Below are 17,627 nucleotides of genomic sequence, written 5' to 3'. Positions count from 1 at the left end.
ATTAAATAGATATTGATGATAAATTCGTCTATGGGCATCTCACAACTCCATTGTATTCTTGGTCGAAAACAATAGATTAGTGAGGTGCTCTTCTTTTTTCAATCACTTTCGAAGTTGAGAGTGGGGTAAGTATAAGCTTTATTTATTCGATTGGGATGATGAGCATCTGAACCTATAACAGATGGAAGGTCTATACCTATATTTTTATATCTAGTTAAGGGAGCCTCTTCGTTTTCTCTATCAGGGTATATAATTTCAACAGCATTCGCTACCTTACATATCTGTTTTATAGTATGAGCTGAAGACTGAGTACATAGCCCTGCCTTCATATCTATATGAGCTGGTATAGCTATTCCACCAGCACTTTTAATTTCTTGAATAATTTTTTCAGCGCTCTCTTGTGCTACAGCATTGCTGTTACCTCTTTCACCGTCATATCTAGATCGTGCAATTACTGTATCTATTTCGGTTGATGAACATGAGGGATCAAATATTCCAAGAACATGAATGTTTGAGTTTGCAGTAACTTCAACACCAGGGAATACATGAATTTCATTACCTTCTTGTCTTAACTCTTCTGCAGACACTTTCAACCTATCTATCCAATCACCACTGTTGTGATCAGTTATAGCGACACACTCAATACCTTTTTCTATGAACTTTTCAAGCCATTCTCTTGGTGTTATATTTTGTAGAGTTAGATCACCTTTTCCATAATCAAACGAGGCGGGTGTATGAGTATGAATATCAAATTTCCACCAACGAGCGCCTACTAAGTTCATTTATAGCTCCTAAAAATCTTCGTACCATATATTAATAACTAATTTGATTTTTATATGCTCATTACTTTGCATTATTTATCATGCAGTTACATCACTCAAAATTGCTTTCAATTTATTGAATTACAATTTAAGAATACTGAAAACTTCTTTGTAGAGTCTACAGATTTTGCTCCATCATATATCAAAATTACTTGTTAGAGTAGACTTTAATAGGCTAATGATAGTCGCCTCAGGGCGCGTTTTAGCCGTGACTGACGCGGTATCCTGTGCGACTAAGCGGGTTGCAGGCACTTGGCTGAGGGTAGTATCGAGAATACAGGAATGCCATCAGCCATTAGTGCCCGCCACGCTTAGGGGTACAGATACAAGCAGAAGGCGCGATTAGCTCCCAATATTATCAGCCACAACCATCCCACCTTTTAACCACTTCCAATACTTCTACACTTCAAACTCGTCCAGACTACTTGACAGGATATCCCGTGATGTCTTGAATGCTTTGGTATAAGGGTTTTAGGCGCTCGTACATCTTCAGATAGACCTCGTTATAGAGACGCTTATAGAGTTGTACGTTGGCCTTGATGGGAACGAATTCATCGCCTAAATGGGTCATGGCGTCGCAGGCAGCAGCGTGGTCGGGATAGACGCCGAGACCCACCGCGCAGTTGATGGCCGCGCCGAGGCCAGTGGCTTCAAAAGTGTGCGGGCGGTAGGCGGGCATGGCAAAGATGTCGGCGGTGAGCTGCATGGCAGCACTGCTTTGGGAGCCGCCGCCTGAGACGCGCAGGTGTTTAATGGGTTTGCCGGTGCGCCTTGAAATCGTATCAAAGCCGAGTTTAAGCTCGTAAGCCAGCCCTTCCAAGATAGCGCGGTACACGTGAGCGCGGGTATGCACATCACCAAAGCCAATGAGGGCGCCTTTGCCCTCAAGCCCAGGATGACGGACGCCCGGCGACCAATAGGGCTGCATGATTAGTCCCATACAGCCTGCTGGAATGTCTTTGACGGCGGCGTCAAGGAGCTTTTCGGTGTCGATACTTTGGGTTTTGGCAAGCTGCTCTTCATAGTGGGCGAATTGCTCTTTAAACCAGCTGACCATCCAAAAGCCGCGATAAATCATGTATTCGTGATTGTAGTAGTGCGGGGCGGCGGCGGTATAGGCGGGCATGTGTTTGAGGATCTCGACATAGTCGGGGGAGATGGTGTTGATGGTGGCGGTGGTGCCAAAGCTAAGACACGCGGTATCGGCGGACAGTCCCGCTGCGCCTAGGGCTTCGCAGGCTTTGTCACTGGCGGCGGCAATCATCGGCGTGCCCTTTAGGATGCCGGTGGCTTTGGCAGCTTTGGCGCTTATCTCACCGAGAGTTTGGCCTGGTGGGATGATTTTGGGCATTTGCTCGGGGGTACAGCTAAACAGCCGCCATTTTAGGTCTTTGGGTTTTAGCCATGTTTGCACTTTGTAGTCATACGGCAGATAGCCGACCGAATGACCATTTGAGTCGATAAGTTCACCTACTAGCTGATAGGTGAGGTAGGCGGAGAGGTTGACGTAGTGCGCGGTCTGCGCCCATATCTCAGGCTCGTTTTGCGCCAGCCAATTACAGCGCGCTTTTTGTTGGGCGTCTTTGACCAGTTCGCCCATGCCGATGATTTTGGTTAGCGGGCCAAGAAAGCCGATATCACCAGTCTCAGCACGACGCAAATCCATCCAGACGATAGCGGGACGTAGCGGCTGCTTGTCTTTATCAAGGCAAATCATGGTATAGCGCTGGGTGGCGAGACTGACGCCAGCGATTTGTTCAGGTTTAATGTCGCAGCTTTGCCACAGCTTTTGACAGGCCTCACATAGCTTTTGCCAGTAGTAGTCGGCGTGCTGCTCGGCGTAATTGGGCTGCTCGGAGAAATACGGCTCGATAGGCACGCGGGCTTTGGCAATCTCGCTGCCGAATTGATCAAAGATAAGCGCGCGCACGCTTTGGGTGCCGTTGTCGATGGCTAAGAAATAGATGGGGTCGTGAGAGGTGGTCATAGTAGTCCTTTACTATGGGGGATATTTATCAAAATCAGAACGTGCTATTGGTACAAGTTTTCCTTGCTTGCGACCGTCAGAGTTCTCGAGGCTACGCAGCTTTTGTTTTAAAAAAAAGTGCCCTAGCAGCTCTAATCCTTATAATAACTCGATAAGAAGCTAAGCTGCAGGCAGATGATAATAACGCTGCCATAACTCAGTATAGCGAGCGACTTCTTGCTGCCATTTTTGCTCATTCCAGCCCAGCTCCTGCTGGCAAATTTGCTTCAGTCTGGCGCTAATCAGTGGTGTCATCGCACCGTGCGGTAGGATTAAGCCTAAGCGCGTCCGCCGCAGTAGTAAATCATCTAAATGTATGACTTGTTCAAAGCGCGCGGCAAAGCGAATCTCCGCCCAAATAGTGTTGCTATCGGTGACATAAGCTAAGTCTTCTTCATGCGCCAGCTCAAGTAAAGTATCGAGCTGCAGACCATAGAATCCTTGCAAGCGCTGTTGTAGATCAGAGGGTAGCGTCGCAAACTTAGGATGGATGGGTGCTACTTTACTAAAGACCTGATCGCCATTTATCGCTTGGTTTTGAGTAGCAGAGTCATCAAGGTCGAGCACTTCTTGACATTTTGCCAGCACATCAAGCGCAATCAGGCGAAAGGTGGTCAGTTTGCCGCCACTGACGGTCACCAGATTATTATCGAGCCAAACGCTATGATCGCGCTTTTCTTTACTGGGGCTGACGCGTTTACCATTGCCGCTATCTGCTATCAGCGGTCGTACGCCGGCCCACGTGCTGATGATATCTTTGCGATTCAAGTCAGTCTCATTAAATAGCGAATTAGTCGCGTCTAATAAATAGTCGACCTCTTCATTGGTAATGCCGACCTCTTCGTCATTAAGTGGTGGATGATCTAAGTCGGTGGTGCCAAGTACCGTACGGTTCTCCCACGGGAAGACAAACACCGCTCGTTTATCAGCAGGATGCAAAAAGGTATAGGCTTGCGAGGTGGGTAAGCGCTCTTGACTGACGACTAAGTGACTACCGCGTGAGGGACGGATTTGCTGATGAAAGCTGTGCTCGCTCTGGGCGCGCGCCTGCCTACGCAGAGTATCGGCCCAAGCGCCGGTGGCACTGACCACCACTTTGGCGTGAACCTTATAGGCTTGCTCTTTATCTTTAGAAGCGGTGTCTTTTAAAGTTGCACCGACGACTAAGCCTTGCTCATTGGTAATTAATGACTCGGCTTTAAGATAATTAATAGCGTGCGCGCCGTCATGAGTGGCTTCGTCAAGTACGCGCATCACTAAGCGCGAATCATCGGTGACCGCATCGCTAAACTGGCTGGCACCCAAAAATTTATCTTGCTTGATATTAGGATTTAGACGTAAAAAAGCGTCTTTCTTAAAGTATTTAAAATAGCGCTTACCCGCTATTCTGTCATAGACGCGTAGCAAGGTATTAAATATCCAAGGCGGCGGAAACTTGCCTTTGTAGTGTGGCATGACGTAATGCATCTCGTTAACTAGACCGTCTGCTTCGCTTAGCATACGTTCACGCTCACGCACGCTAAGTAAAGTAGTCTTATAATCGCCTGAAGCTATGTAGCGCAGGCCGCCATGCACCATTTTGCTCGAGCGGCTGGAGGTGCCCCAAGCAAAGTCTTTTTGCTCGATAAGTAATACGGCAATGCCACGCCTTGCTGCCTCGCGGGCAATGCCGGCACCCGTGATACCGCCGCCGATGATAAGCATATCCCAAGGTTTAGATCGTGCTAGGGGCGCGAGTGCTTGCTGGCGTTGTGTGCTTTGGTTCATATATTACTCTTCTTAAATGACGTCATTCATTTAACGAACATAAATAGTTAAGCCATTTTGAAATCGGTTCGATATAGTGCTGCTGATATTGATTTTGTGCAGCCTCTGGAGTGACGAAGTCGCACAGCAAGCAAGGAAAATTTATATCAGTAGTACGGGATAGACAATCTATCTCTCATATCTATCTCTCATATTTTCAATTTCTATTCCTCAAGCAACACACCTGGATTCATACGCTGCTCAGGATCTAAGCTTTTGATCATATCATGAGTCACTTGAATCCCAAGCTCCCCTTTTTCAGCGGCAAGGTAAGGGGCATGATCGCGGCCAACGCCATGCTGATGTGAAATGGTGGCTTTACCATGGGCAAGGCTCATACTGGCCGCGTGTTTGATTTTTTGCCAGCGCTGTAAGGTAGTCGCGTGGTCTTTGGCGGCGCGGAAGAAATAAGTGGTATATAGACTTGCGCCTTGCTTATAGACATGCGAGATATGGGTAAAGGCCATCACCTCATCTCCTTCGTCCGCTAAGGCCGTTTTTACCGCGTCTTGCATTTGCGCCATTTGCTCGTCAATACGGCTCCAGTTGGTAGCGGTCTCAAAGGTATCGACCATGATGCCGCGCTCCCAAAGCGTGCCGCGCAGATATGGGAATTTAAAGCGCCCATGTGCCCATACGCTACCCATGATATTGGTGATCTTACCGGTGACACTACCGTGCTGTTTTAATAACTTATTAAATTGCATCAGCGCCAGTTTATTTTGCGCTTTATCGCCTGAGACGCCGTAAGTGAGCATCACTTTATCTGAGCTGAGTCCGCGCGCTTTTAGATAGGTACTAATCGCTAAAAACTGGCTTGGCGTCGTACCTAGATGCAAATGTGCATCAGTCTCGACGGCATTGCTTAGGCGTAGCATAGAGAGGCGAACATTGTTTTGCACCGCTTGTTTGAGTACCGCTTTGCCCGCTGCCCAGTTGGGTAAAAACGCCACTTTAAATAGCTCTTCTTCAGGTTGTGATTGCACGCGCATCTTGACTTCGGTAAAGATACCGGCGCGGCCCTCAGTACCCATCATCATCTCACGCAAATCAGGCCCTGCTGAGGATGCAGGAATGTCAGCAATCTCTAGCACGCCTTGCGGGGTGACTAAAGTACCGCCTGCAAACATTTGCTCGATGCGCCCGTAGCCCAAGGACTGCTGACCACTAGAGCGCGCGGCAATCCAGCCGCCAAGCGTCGATAGCTCCCACGACTGCGGATAATGACCTAGACGATAACCGTGCTCGCCTAATTGCGCCTCGACCGCTGGCCCTTGCGTACCGGCACCAAAAGTAGCAATCTGGCTCTCGGTATCCAAATCCATCAGCCGATCCATCTGACTCATAGCGATAGTCAATACCGGGCGCGCGCCCTGTTGCGGATTGATATGTCCGACTACGGAAGTACCACCGCCAAAAGGAATAACAATCAGATCGTGCTCTTGGGCAAGTTTTAATAACTGCTCGACCTCACTAGTCGATTCGGGGAAAGCCACGCCATCAGGGAAGGTCTCAAAGTCGCCGCTATGCATCGCAATCCAATCAGGGAAGCTCTGCCCACGGGCGTGTCTGAGTCTGATCTCTTGATCGGTCGAGACTATGTTTAGCTTGGTAATAGCTGCTGGCAGGCGCGATTTGGGCACCGTTTTTAGTACTTGCTGTAAGCTAACTGATTTGAGTTTTTTGGTTTTGCCGATATGCGATTTGATCAGTTTTGCGCCATGCGGCGAGACTCTTTTATTAATATTGACGTTACCCCAGCCATTCCAACGCGTTTGCTCGATGGGGGTGTTAAGAGAGGTATTGGTTTTTGCAGTTATGTCTAGATTGGCGTTATCGTTGTTGTCGCTATCAGAGATTTGCAGAGTAGAGGAGGGTTTAGCGTGTTTACGGGTAGGGAGTTTGAGTTTGCGCATAGAGACATACCTGTCGATTGTAATCACTGTACTTGTGGTTAGAGTGTAGCGGCTAGTTGGGTTAAATAGCTCAGCATAAATAGTGTTTATTAATCACCATACTAATGTTTTTGAATGATAGCAACAAAAAAAACTATTGTTTATAAGTTATAACTAGACATGCCCTTTTTGTGTTTGGATAACCCTTTAAACTTTACCCAAATCTTCTAAATCGACAAATTCCTTTTTACCATGAATAGTATACATTTTTCGATTGATATCTGGGTAATTGCAAATATCAATCGGCGGTCTGCTGCCGCCCATCAGGTAAACTGCGTCCATATCGCTATCGTTAATCATAGAATGCGCAGCACCATGCGCGGGGAAACCTACAAAATCACCAGCAGCTAATTGATAGCGCTCCTCTCCATAACGCAGTGAAAGCTGTCCAGATAATACATAAATGAACTCGTCTGATTCTTCATGATAATGATGCTGTGTGGTCTCATCACCCGGCTCAACACGCACAAGATGCAAACCAAATTTGGTCAGACCAGCGATATCACTCAACGAAACCGTGTGCCGAATAGCACGCTCATTGAACTGATGAACATGCTTGGTCTCAGGTATATTTTCGATATCAGATTTGGTTAGGATGTAGTCTTGAGTACTTTTGAGCGTCTCTTGCGGTAGCTCTTGGGATAACCCTTTTAATGGTTTAGTCATGGTTTGTCTCCGTTGTTTTATTTTATGCTTCACTTTATAGTAGCTATAAATGCATGGTTTTATTTGCTTAATTACGTATAAAATGCGATTAGTAAGCGCCCAGCTTCCTTATTATCGATATTGCTGCTTGTTCTTTTCTCACATTCGATACCGTCAAATCCAAATAACTGCGAATAACTGGCAAAACGACTAATAATCGTCAATAACTGCGAATAATTCATCATCTAATAGCCATTAATGGGCGCAAACTTGTTAAAATAGGGCACTAATTTTTCTTGATGGACATCGATTTATGACCACTACCGCTGCTATCCCTACTATCAAAGAAGATCGCATTTTAATCCTTGATTTTGGCTCGCAATATAGCCAGCTCATCGCTCGCCGTGTGCGCGACTCTGGCGTTTTTTGTGAGATGTTCCCTTATGATATCGACACTCAGCGTATCCATGACTTTGGTGCCAAAGGTGTCATCCTATCGGGCGGCCCTGAGAGTGTGCATGCGGAAAACAGCCCGCGTATCAATGACGCGGTATTTGATTTGGGCGTACCAGTACTTGGCATTTGCTACGGCATGCAGGCGATGGCAGATCGTTTCGGCGGTAAGGTACATGCCAGTGATATCCATGAATTTGGCGCAGCGACCATCAATGTCAATGGCCACTCAAAGCTTACTGATGGCATAGAAGATAGCGTCAGTGAAGACAAATCGACCACGCTAAACGTCTGGATGAGCCATGGTGACAAGGTCATCGAAGCGCCGCAAGGCTTTGATATTATCGCTAGTACGCCTAGCTGTCCGATTGCCATTATGGCCAATGATGATAAGCACTATTATGGTCTGCAGTTTCATCCCGAAGTCACTCATACCCTACAAGGTCAGGCGCTGCTAGGCCGCTTTGTGCATCAAATCTGCGACTGTGCTGGTGAGTGGACACCAGACAACATTGTCGATATGCGCGTGGCACAATTAAAAGAGCAAATCGGTAATAAACAAGTGCTGCTTGGGCTCTCAGGCGGCGTCGATAGCTCAGTGGTTGCGGCGCTACTGCATAAAGCCATTGGCGATCAGCTCACCTGTGTGTTTGTCGATAATGGCCTCTTGCGTCTGCACGAAGGTGATCAAGTGATGCAAGTGTTCGCCGAAAACATGGGCGTCAAAGTCATCCGTGTCGATGCTGAAGACTTGTTCCTAGACGCGCTAGCGGGCGAGTCTGACCCTGAAGCCAAACGTAAAATCATCGGTAAAACCTTTATCGATGTGTTTGCCAATAGCGCTCGTGAAATCAGCGCACAAAGCGATGGCAAAACCATTGAGTTCCTAGCACAAGGGACGATTTACCCTGACGTGATTGAGTCCGCCAAATCGCACCAAGGTAAGGCGCACGTGATTAAGAGCCACCATAACGTTGGTGGTCTACCAGATGACTTGGCGTTTGAATTGGTTGAGCCATTACGCGATCTATTTAAAGATGAAGTGCGTAAACTGGGTATTACCCTTGGTCTACCAGAGAAGATGATCTATCGTCATCCGTTCCCAGGCCCAGGTCTAGGCGTGCGTATCCTTGGCGAAGTGAAAAAAGAATATGCTGATATCCTGCGTCTTGCCGATGCGATCTTTATGCAGGAGCTGGAGCGCTCTGGCTGGTATGACAAAACCGCGCAAGCCTTTGCGGTATTTCAACCGATCAAGTCTGTCGGCGTGGTCGGTGATGGCCGCCGCTATGCGTGGGTGATTGCGCTACGCGCGGTTGAAACTGTCGACTTTATGACCGCGCGCTTTGCCCATCTGCCGTATGATTTGATTGAGACAGTATCGAATCGCATCATGAATGAAATCGCTGATGTCTCACGCGTGACTTATGATGTGTCGAGTAAGCCGCCTGCGACGATTGAGTGGGAATAATTATTCATATGCTATGATTGTAATATCAACGCAAAGGAGTGATGGACTATGAAACTGGTTCATGTGGGACAAAACGAGTGGATGTTTGAAGATGACGTTAGCGATAAGTCGGCTGACAATAGATCAAATGCGCTTGGCGCTGGTAGAGCGCTTAATCTTAAAATAAAAGCCTTTGTAGATGCCGAGGTAAAAAGAGGTCGTGATATCAACGATATTATGAATGAAGTCATGACCAAATTTCAGCATGAAATTGTGCAAGACTTTGATGAGCAGCCGCCAACCTCATTCCAAGTGATACAGATGACGCTGGAGAAAGACGGTTATGAAGTGGCTCGTGATATTGCTCAGTTTTTAGTATTAGAGAATATGAATGACCCTGATGCTTACTTTAACTTAGCATTTTTGTGTGAGCAGCATGATGACAGCTTTTTAGCACTATTGAGTAGCCGCGAATGTATGCGCCTATACTTAGAGTATTTCCCCAAAAACTTTAATTGGCAAAAAAGTAAGCTGCCATGGGGCATCATGGAGAACCGTCCCTTTTTGCGAGCGCTGTTTCAGCTGGCAAATGTCTATGCTGACAATATGAGCTTTGATGAAGCCTGCGAGCAGGGAGAAAGGCTGCTACAAGTTTGCCCTAATGACAACCTAGGTATGCGTGAAGCGCTGATAGAATGGTACATGTTTACCGAAGAGTATCAGAAAATAATTCGAATTTGCGACAACTATCCAGAGGATATGCTTGCAAATATCGCTTTCGGTAAGGTGCTGGCTTACTGTTATCAAGATAAATTAGATAAGGCTGAAAAAGAGTGGGATATCGCAAAAGATAACTTGCCTGAAGTGGCGCATGAAATTCTTAAAAAGCGTCATCCTAGACCACGCGGTATGGGTATCAATAGTTATGGTATCGAAATTGGTGGTAAAGAGCAGGCTTATCTCTACTGGCAAGATATGGGCGATTGGTGGGAAGAAAATACTACCGCTCAAACCCTGATTGAGAAAAAACGTACTGAGAAAAAGAAGAAAAAATAATTTGATTTAGCGGCACTTCTCTTTAGTTAAAACACTCAACTTGGTTGGGTGTTTTTTATTTTAAACATAAAAGTTTTACTCGATAAGTTTTGCTTCGATAGCAGCAACTTTGTTTATTAACTTATTATTAAATTCTAAATGGCCTAAAGAGTAGTGAGCTTTTCGATGACAGGTAGGACATAACGCAATAACGTTTTGAGGTAAGTCCGCACCACCATCTGCCAATCTAGTTAGATGATGAACTTCCAGATAAGGTCCAGATTTAGTTTCAAATGGCGCTGTCTCATTACATCCCTCGCATAAACCATTAGCTCTTTTTTTAGCATACAGCTTAATTGCTGTACTACGGTTTTGAATAGACTAAATTTTTTCTTGAGTGCTTGCGTGGGTTGGTGTTGAACTTAAGGCAATTTCTCGTAATTGCTGTAATGATTTACCTTTACTAGGCTTGTTGCAGTGCGCATAGAAATATCCTTTTTATTATTTATCAGTTTGAGTACTTAAGGAGATTAAGTTTAATAATTTGCTTTTTATAAAAGATAACAACTCAGACTAAGCGTTCTCAACTTGATTTTAGTTACTTAACGTTGTGGCTGACTTAGAATTGTAAGGGAGTCGAGATTAAGCATAAGGCTTTATTAACGAGTGCTACTTTTGCACCAGAATTAACATTCTGCATAAAAAAACAGCGCTTCTATCATAAGAAGCACTGTTTTGAGTGAACTGTTAAAGGACTTTAGATCAGGTAATTTACGCGTAGCAAATTCCTATGGTTAGCTGAATGTAAAACTGTTATGGATTTAAACGCGCTACTGGTATAAATTTTACTTGCGTGCTGCGTTCCCAGAGGCTGCGCAAAATTCATCCCAGTAGCGCTATGACATTTTTAGAGTGTATCGACTATATGGTTTTAATAGCCCTTATGGCTTTACTAGCACCTTACCGTTTTTACCTGATTGTAGTTTGCCATCGACGGCCTTTGTGATATCTGCCAAATCAAACACAGCCTCCACAGGCAGATGGAGCTTGCCACTGGTCGCGCGTTCGATTAGTTCATCGATTAAGCGCTGTTTATTATCCACGCTCATCTCTTGGCTGATTTTACTGCCCCAAAATCCTTTTACGATGGCTTGTTTAAAGATAAGATGCGTCGGATTGAGCGTCATGGGCTGGCCTGACATGATGCCAAAGGATGCCAAGGTGCCACCATGACCGAGCAGTGATAATAAGTCGCCACTGGCGTCGCCGCCGACTGAATCGACCGCTGCGCTGATTTTATTCTCGCCAAGGATGGCTTTGACTTGCTCTTTCCAGTCCTCATTATCAGTGCTGACGTTATTTTCTGCGCCGATTGCTTCTAGCTCTTTTATGGCATCGCTGCTACGTACCACATTGATAGTGTTGACGCCGCGCGCCGCTGCTAGCATGGCAAGCGATTTACCGACTGCGCCGTTCGCCGCGTTATGGATAATCCATTGTCCGCTTTTTACTTCTAAGAACTCTAATAGCATCAAGGCACTAAGCGGCATGGCGATTAATTGCGCGGCCATCTCATCATCCAGGCTCTCAGGGATGGCAAACACCATGTCCTCGTCAGCGACAAAATACTCCGCCCATGTCGCTTGCACGCTAGCGGCAGCAACGCGTTGCCCGACTTTTAACCCTTTAACGTCACTACCAACGGCGTCAATAATGCCCAGCGCTTCACTACCGCCGATCGCCGGCAGCTCGGGTTTAAAGCCATACTGACCGCGCACGGTGAGCAAGTCATGGTTGTGGATAGAGGCGAGCACGGTTTTTACACGCACCTCGGTGGGCTTAGGTTCTGGGATAGGGCGATCGCCGAGGCTGAGGACTTCGGTGGGTTTGCCAAATTCGTTATAAGTTGCGCTACGCATAGTAAATCCTTTTTGTCATTTATAAGGGTTTATAAGTGTTATTAGAGTGGGGCATGTCTTCAATTCACTCGATAGTCATCTAAATGGGCTAAAACTGGCTAAATCTTGCCAAACATCGTCAAATAGCTGATTAATATCCCGATATTGTCTACGCTATTTTTCTTGTTTGACGACAATTTATCACATTTTTATCGCCATTTTTGCAATGAAGACACGCCCTAGTATTTATTAAGAAAACAATTTAGAACTACCTTAACAAGGGGGTTGGATCACTGACAAGGCAACTTTGGTTACCTGATGTTGTGAGTGGTTTTAGCTATGAATTTTTTGAAAAATTACAAGGATTAATTATCAATACTCGCTTCATTGTCAAGGCTATTAGTTTCAGGGTTACTCATCTTAGGATCGATTACCTTAAACTTCTCATCGACCATATTAGTCAGTAAAGGCTCACCGTCATCATTAACCCGGAATAAGCCATATTCAGCCGCCTCAAAAGCCTCGGCATGACCTTCTTGAAAGAAAAAAGCGTTGGTCGCCAGTTTGAGTACACCATTACGGAGACGATAATAAATCGCCCTCTCATTTGTGCTTAAGTTGTCAGGCTTACTCTCTGCCAAGCGCTCAAACTGTCCGACATTATTATTATCCAAAGCGACGATGACATAGCCTTCCTCATGAGTAGGATGGCTGTCCGGATCTGTATTTAAGGCGGCAAATACCTCATTCTCTAGCGCATAACGTAGCGTCATATAGTCGCCCTGCATAAAGCCGCGTGGATCAACGGGCGCAAGCTCAAGCAGTACGGTATCACCAGTGGCTAAATGGGTCTCGTATTTGGCGACATTGAGAGTCATGACTACTAAGATAACGATTAAGCCAAACAGCGCAATAGTAATTCTAACCGCTCGTTTTTCAAGCCAGCCAATCGAGCTAAGCAGGGATAGGGATGAATTTTGAGCCATAGTCTTATTATTCATGACAAGCGCTCCTTATCAGTACTCGTTGCTAATGCCACGTTACTGACAAAGTAACGTTTGATCAGTAGCCAGCGCATCAGCAATAAGCCAACTCCGATAATAAGCATAGAAGCGGCTTTGAGTAATAATGACGTATCGAGCTGATAGTAATACCAAAATATATAGCTGACTAAGGCGATAATACCAAGCGCTAATAGCACTCGCTGACTATTGGCAAACGCTATGACAATAATAAGGCTAGTGGCGAGCAACCCTGAAACGTAAATCGATACCACTCCAAGCACGGCGGTAGCGCCGACTATAGTCAGTCCCGTTGCTGAGAGCAGTTGGATACGGTAGCGCTTCAAGATTAAGTAAGCGGCACATAAGCTAGCAAGGGCCAATAATCCTTGCGCTAAATAGTAGTTATAACGAAAAGGGTTACCGTCATTATCGAAGCTGCCACCATATTCAGCAACGATAAAATAGACCGAAACGCCAAGCAACACAAGGGCGCCTGCATAGCCAAACGCGCTAATAATAGATTGTGCATAGACTTGATGTGGACGAGGAACGCGCCGTAATAGCGGATAGCGTTGCAATTGCGTCACGATAGTCAAGAGCGCTAATACGCCTAAACTTAGCTCAGGGAACTGATAATAATTGAACAAATAGACCATAAGCCCAAGCACGAGGCTAGCACCTAGCAGTCGATATACCACATTGGGCATGATAAAAGTCAAATAGCTTTGAATAATCAAAAATAGCCAGACTGATAAGGGGCGCTCTACGGCATAAAAGAACAATCCAGCGGCGACATACAACTGTCCTGTGATACTGATAGCAAAGGCTGAATATTCAACGAATAGATTGCGATGTTTGCTTGCGGTATTAAAAAGCCAAAAGGCAAGAGCGCTTAAAGATAGACCTACTATAATAAGGCCTATAGCGCTTTTTAACACATTACTTTGAGCCAAAAATAAAGTCAAAAAACCTGTAAAAAACAAACTGGCTAACAAGCCACCGAAACCAATAAAAAGTTGCAGATACCAAGGGGTATGTTTCTGTGAGTCGTCATCTAAATGGTCGTTATATACGCTAAAATCCTTAGCGATTAGACCGATATTTTGCAGCGATGCCAGCGCTTGTTGGTCGTTTTTATTCATGATCGGCTCCTTTTTTATTCAAAGGAGTATTCATCGCTTGTAAGATTTTAAGGTCTTCAGAAGGAGAGTTATCTGATTTTATAACTTCAAATAACCACTTGATAGCATAAGTAACCATGCCAATCAGTAAAAGGGTTAAGACGAGTAGGCTGCCTGTATCAAAGTCACTAGGTAGTATGTTAACTGCCCAAGACATCACTACAATAATGAGAGAAAAGCAAAGGTAGGTCAGCATCAGTAGATCACTGCGCTGTCGATAAAAACGCCAATACATAAAGGCGCACCAGCCCGCCCAAAGCGATAAAGACAGGAGCGTCGCCAAAACACTATCCACATCAAAAACAGTAATAATAGCGAGGAAAGTGATAGCGATAGTGCTGATTAAACCGACAAGATAAGTACTCCAGTGCAAACCTGCTTGAGCTTGCAAGAGTATATCGTCGTAAGTCGTTTTGGAGCTTGAAAGGTTAGGACTAGCAATAGAAGTATCTGAACCAACAATCTCGCTATTAACTTGGCTAGCCATCGCACGTTTTTGACCCAAAAAGATAAGCCAAAGATTTAGGGCAACCAGATTGATCAGTGCCAATATCGCCACTCTTATAACATCTTGATAGCTACTATCAACGAACGATAGATCTACCACCTCCAAATAAAGCAATAGAAAAGTATTAAGCAGCCCAAGCCACAATAGCCACAGTGCCGGAAAGCGGGCAATAATGACCCAAGGGGTAATCAATACTGCCCAAGCAAAAAACAGCTGCCAAGTATCCGCGCCGGTCTGATATACCTGCCCAAATAGCGCCAGCAAACTACCCGTAATGATACTAGCGACCAGCAATAATAGCTGGCGAATAAAATGAAACCTGCGCCGAAAAGAGAGAGCCACGTAGAGCGCAATAGTGATAACCAGAGCGCCCTCGACCAAAGCGAATTTGCCTAGCTTACCCAAATTTTGCCAGTTATAAGCAATAAAAAACACCAGTGATAATACCAATGCCAGCGCACCGATAATCAGCAAGGCTTTATCAAAGAAGCTAAGCCATGTGCTTTTGCTGGGATAGACTTCTAGGTGTTTGGCAGCAGCCTCTGCATGCTTGAGAGGAAGTTTGTGTTGTTCAATCAGTTGTTCGATAGCACGCCGCGTTTGACTCATAGCGCCCTCTGTTTAACAGAATATTTAGCTTATCTTAGCGGTTTTTTTTAGGCGGCATTTATAGAGTTGAGTAAACAGAGGTAGGCGGGTGCAGCTAGAGGGTTTGAGGGTTTTAAGAGTAAACTAATAAAACTCAATACGGCTCAGCACGTGCTCTTGGATAAAGTAAGCGCAGATATACGCACTTGGCCATGCAAAAACAAAGGCCAACCCCCAAGAGTGTAGTAGCTCGCCAAAAAAGCCATCGACCAAGCCAACTTTTACTAGTAATAGGGCAGTTGAGATAATAAGCGACATCAGTAATGCCATCAGGCCGGTAAATATCAGACGGTAGTATTTGCGCCGTGTGCGTATTCTGATGATAGGAAAGTTTGTCATAGTGTTGGGTGTCCTACGCGATGTCGATAACAGTCAAAAACGCGATGACGCTACGACACTGAATTTTTAGCAGATTATATCGCGTGTTCAAATGTGGGTAAAATCGTTGTTACTAATGACCAAGTTCGTTATATCGTAATGAGTGTGCGCCATAAAAAACATTATTTGTAATAAGTCCGTTCGAAATAAAATCGATGTGCTCATATGAGTGGGCAACTGGTATAAATTTTCCTCGCTTGCTGTGTCTACGCTGACAGATGCGGCGCAAAATTCATACCAGCGGCACTGTATCGTCTTTAAAGTGAATTAACTATCAGTGCGAGCGATTCACGACAAAGCCTAGCGGCACTGATTACACTTATCCTACTGCTATGAGGCGCTCTAATAATGCAATTGTGCTTTCTTGTCTGACCTGCGCCACTCCTTGCCCTGCCCATAACGACAGATGCTCGGCGTCCAAACGCTTGGCTGCATCCGCCCGCATAAACTTGGTCATGGCATTGAGTTGCGGGTAGGGCGGTAGCGCATCTACACACTCAAATTGAGCAAAATCACGCAAATAATCGTTTAATAAACCACGTGCAAGCTTGCCTGAGAACAATCTGGTCAAGCGCGTCTCAGTACTGCGTAACCCTTGACTGGCATCAATGAGCGCTTGTTTATACGTATCATTAATACCGCATTGATCTGTGGTCAAAAATGCCGTTCCCATTTGCGCAAGTTCGGCTCCTGCCGCTTGTACTGCCTTGATATCCTGTCCCGTCATAATGCCACCTGCGGCAATCAACGGAATATCTGTGCACGCGCGCGTTTGGCTAATCAGCGTCAATAATCCTAGAGGATCGGTTTCACTTTGTGGCAACCAACCACCGCGATGACCGCCAGCTTCTGCTCCTTGTACACAAACTGCGTCTGCCCCAATCTCGCTCCATGCTTTCGCTTCTAATGGATGGTTTGCCGTACCGATGACGCGCGTGCCGACACGTTGCAGACGCTGAACTTGCTCGGCACTGATAATACCAAAGGTAAAGCTAGCGACAGGCACGGGGTTGTCATAGAGCACTTGTAACTGGTCTGCAAACCTCAGCGCTGGTCGCTCAGGCAATGAGATGTCTATCTGGTTTTTTTGATAATATTCGTCTAACCAAGCAGGAATGTCGCTAGTAAAGGTATTAGACTCATGCTCAGACAACACCATTAAATTAATCATAAAAGGACGGTCGGTGCGCGATTTGATGGTATTGATTTGCTCGTTTAACACCTCAGGCGATGTGGTGCCAGCACCCAATGAGCCAAGCCCACCAAAATCACTCACTGTCAGCGCCAGCTCAGGCGTAGTCGCTCCTGCCATTGGTGCTTGGATGATTGGATGGGTCAACTGCAGAGTATCTAGTAAGGACATGACGGGTCTCCTGTTGATTTTATACTAAACCAAAAAAGCACGATAAATGGCGGCAAATCGTCCAGCTACCTAGCCAGCCACCTAATAAAGTAACTGCGCTCGTTTGCTCGGCCATTTCGGCTTTTTTGGTGGTGTGGTTATGAGATAGCATGACTTACTGTAGCAAAGCTGGGTGCTCGGTGGGTGAGATAGTGCTTATTTAGTTGCTAAATAAGGATAGCAGAGGCACCGTAAATCGTCGTCAAACAAGCTCAAGAAAAAACGATATAAAACATAAAGCTTAATGCAAAAAAAGGTCAGATTTTAAACCTCGGTTGGACTCTGCGTTATCAAATAACGTGCCCACGTAGTCCGTGCGATAGTCCGTATTATTTGCCATGTTATTCTTCTTATGGACGATGTTGAGTAGTAATCTATGATTAGATATCACTATAGCACTTACTATACTTATTTATA

General features: G+C 45.6%; 15 protein-coding genes. 2 read left to right on the top strand and 13 right to left on the bottom strand.

Annotated features, from left to right (window positions below; all coding sequences use genetic code 11):
- Nucleotides 1-98 precede the first annotated feature (98 nt).
- From JMX98_RS05405 to JMX98_RS05380, 6 genes are all read right to left on the bottom strand, one after another.
- Nucleotides 99-782 carry a PHP domain-containing protein gene (locus tag JMX98_RS05405; RefSeq protein ID WP_201585147.1) on the bottom strand — a complete coding sequence of 228 codons (684 nt, stop codon included), beginning with the start codon at nt 780-782 and terminating at the stop codon, nt 99-101.
- A 460-nt stretch (nt 783-1,242) separates the two neighbouring features.
- Nucleotides 1,243-2,808 (bottom strand): FGGY-family carbohydrate kinase, encoded by a 1,566-nt coding sequence (locus JMX98_RS05400; RefSeq protein ID WP_201585145.1) that lies wholly within the window; start codon nt 2,806-2,808, stop codon nt 1,243-1,245.
- 159 nt (nt 2,809-2,967) lie between these two features.
- Nucleotides 2,968-4,614 carry a glycerol-3-phosphate dehydrogenase/oxidase gene (locus JMX98_RS05395; RefSeq protein WP_201585143.1) on the bottom strand — a complete coding sequence of 549 codons (1,647 nt, stop codon included), beginning with the start codon at nt 4,612-4,614 and terminating at the stop codon, nt 2,968-2,970.
- A 203-nt stretch (nt 4,615-4,817) separates the two neighbouring features.
- Nucleotides 4,818-6,569, bottom strand: a complete 1,752-nt coding sequence (locus JMX98_RS05390; protein ID WP_201585142.1) for an FAD-binding oxidoreductase — start codon at nt 6,567-6,569, stop codon at nt 4,818-4,820.
- Nucleotides 6,570-6,755: 186 nt separating this feature from the next.
- Nucleotides 6,756-7,274 carry a cupin domain-containing protein gene (locus tag JMX98_RS05385; RefSeq protein WP_201585141.1) on the bottom strand — a complete coding sequence of 173 codons (519 nt, stop codon included), beginning with the start codon at nt 7,272-7,274 and terminating at the stop codon, nt 6,756-6,758.
- Between the two features lie 71 nt (nt 7,275-7,345).
- Entirely contained in the window at nt 7,346-7,498 is a 153-nt protein-coding gene (locus JMX98_RS05380) for a hypothetical protein (protein WP_201585140.1), read from the bottom strand.
- 68 nt (nt 7,499-7,566) lie between these two features.
- Between JMX98_RS05380 and guaA the strand changes: the two genes are divergently transcribed.
- A complete protein-coding gene (gene guaA / locus JMX98_RS05375) occupies nt 7,567-9,177 on the top strand; it encodes a glutamine-hydrolyzing GMP synthase (protein ID WP_201585139.1) in 1,611 nt (536 codons plus the stop codon).
- A gap of 48 nt (nt 9,178-9,225) precedes the next feature.
- Nucleotides 9,226-10,212 carry a tetratricopeptide repeat protein gene (locus JMX98_RS05370; RefSeq protein WP_201585138.1) on the top strand — a complete coding sequence of 329 codons (987 nt, stop codon included), beginning with the start codon at nt 9,226-9,228 and terminating at the stop codon, nt 10,210-10,212.
- A gap of 75 nt (nt 10,213-10,287) precedes the next feature.
- On the opposite strand, the gene JMX98_RS05365 is transcribed toward JMX98_RS05370, so the two are convergent.
- The 7 genes from JMX98_RS05365 to JMX98_RS05335 form a co-directional block, all read right to left on the bottom strand.
- On the bottom strand, nt 10,288-10,542 hold the full coding sequence (locus JMX98_RS05365; RefSeq protein ID WP_320157760.1) for an HNH endonuclease signature motif containing protein: 255 nt from the start codon (nt 10,540-10,542) through the stop codon (nt 10,288-10,290).
- Nucleotides 10,543-11,132: 590 nt separating this feature from the next.
- Nucleotides 11,133-12,110 carry a zinc-binding dehydrogenase gene (locus tag JMX98_RS05360; RefSeq protein ID WP_201585136.1) on the bottom strand — a complete coding sequence of 326 codons (978 nt, stop codon included), beginning with the start codon at nt 12,108-12,110 and terminating at the stop codon, nt 11,133-11,135.
- 344 nt (nt 12,111-12,454) lie between these two features.
- On the bottom strand, nt 12,455-13,090 hold the full coding sequence (locus JMX98_RS05355; RefSeq protein ID WP_201585134.1) for a GDYXXLXY domain-containing protein: 636 nt from the start codon (nt 13,088-13,090) through the stop codon (nt 12,455-12,457).
- On the bottom strand, nt 13,087-14,235 hold the full coding sequence (locus JMX98_RS05350) for a DUF4401 domain-containing protein (protein WP_201585132.1): 1,149 nt from the start codon (nt 14,233-14,235) through the stop codon (nt 13,087-13,089). Before JMX98_RS05350 ends, JMX98_RS05355 begins: the two co-directional genes overlap by 4 nt.
- Complete coding sequence (locus tag JMX98_RS05345) at nt 14,228-15,391, bottom strand: DUF2157 domain-containing protein (RefSeq protein ID WP_201585130.1); 1,164 nt, start codon at nt 15,389-15,391, stop codon at nt 14,228-14,230. The genes JMX98_RS05350 and JMX98_RS05345 overlap by 8 nt, the downstream gene beginning before the upstream one ends.
- A gap of 123 nt (nt 15,392-15,514) precedes the next feature.
- Nucleotides 15,515-15,769 carry a DUF2798 domain-containing protein gene (locus JMX98_RS05340; RefSeq protein WP_201585128.1) on the bottom strand — a complete coding sequence of 85 codons (255 nt, stop codon included), beginning with the start codon at nt 15,767-15,769 and terminating at the stop codon, nt 15,515-15,517.
- Nucleotides 15,770-16,127: 358 nt separating this feature from the next.
- A complete protein-coding gene (locus JMX98_RS05335; protein ID WP_201585126.1) occupies nt 16,128-17,171 on the bottom strand; it encodes an NAD(P)H-dependent flavin oxidoreductase in 1,044 nt (347 codons plus the stop codon).
- Nucleotides 17,172-17,627: the final 456 nt, after the last annotated feature.

This window comes from Psychrobacter sp. HII-4, assembly GCF_904846595.1.
Classification (GTDB): Bacteria; Pseudomonadota; Gammaproteobacteria; order Pseudomonadales; family Moraxellaceae; genus Psychrobacter; species Psychrobacter celer.
This window is presented reverse-complemented; position numbering and strand designations above follow the sequence as displayed.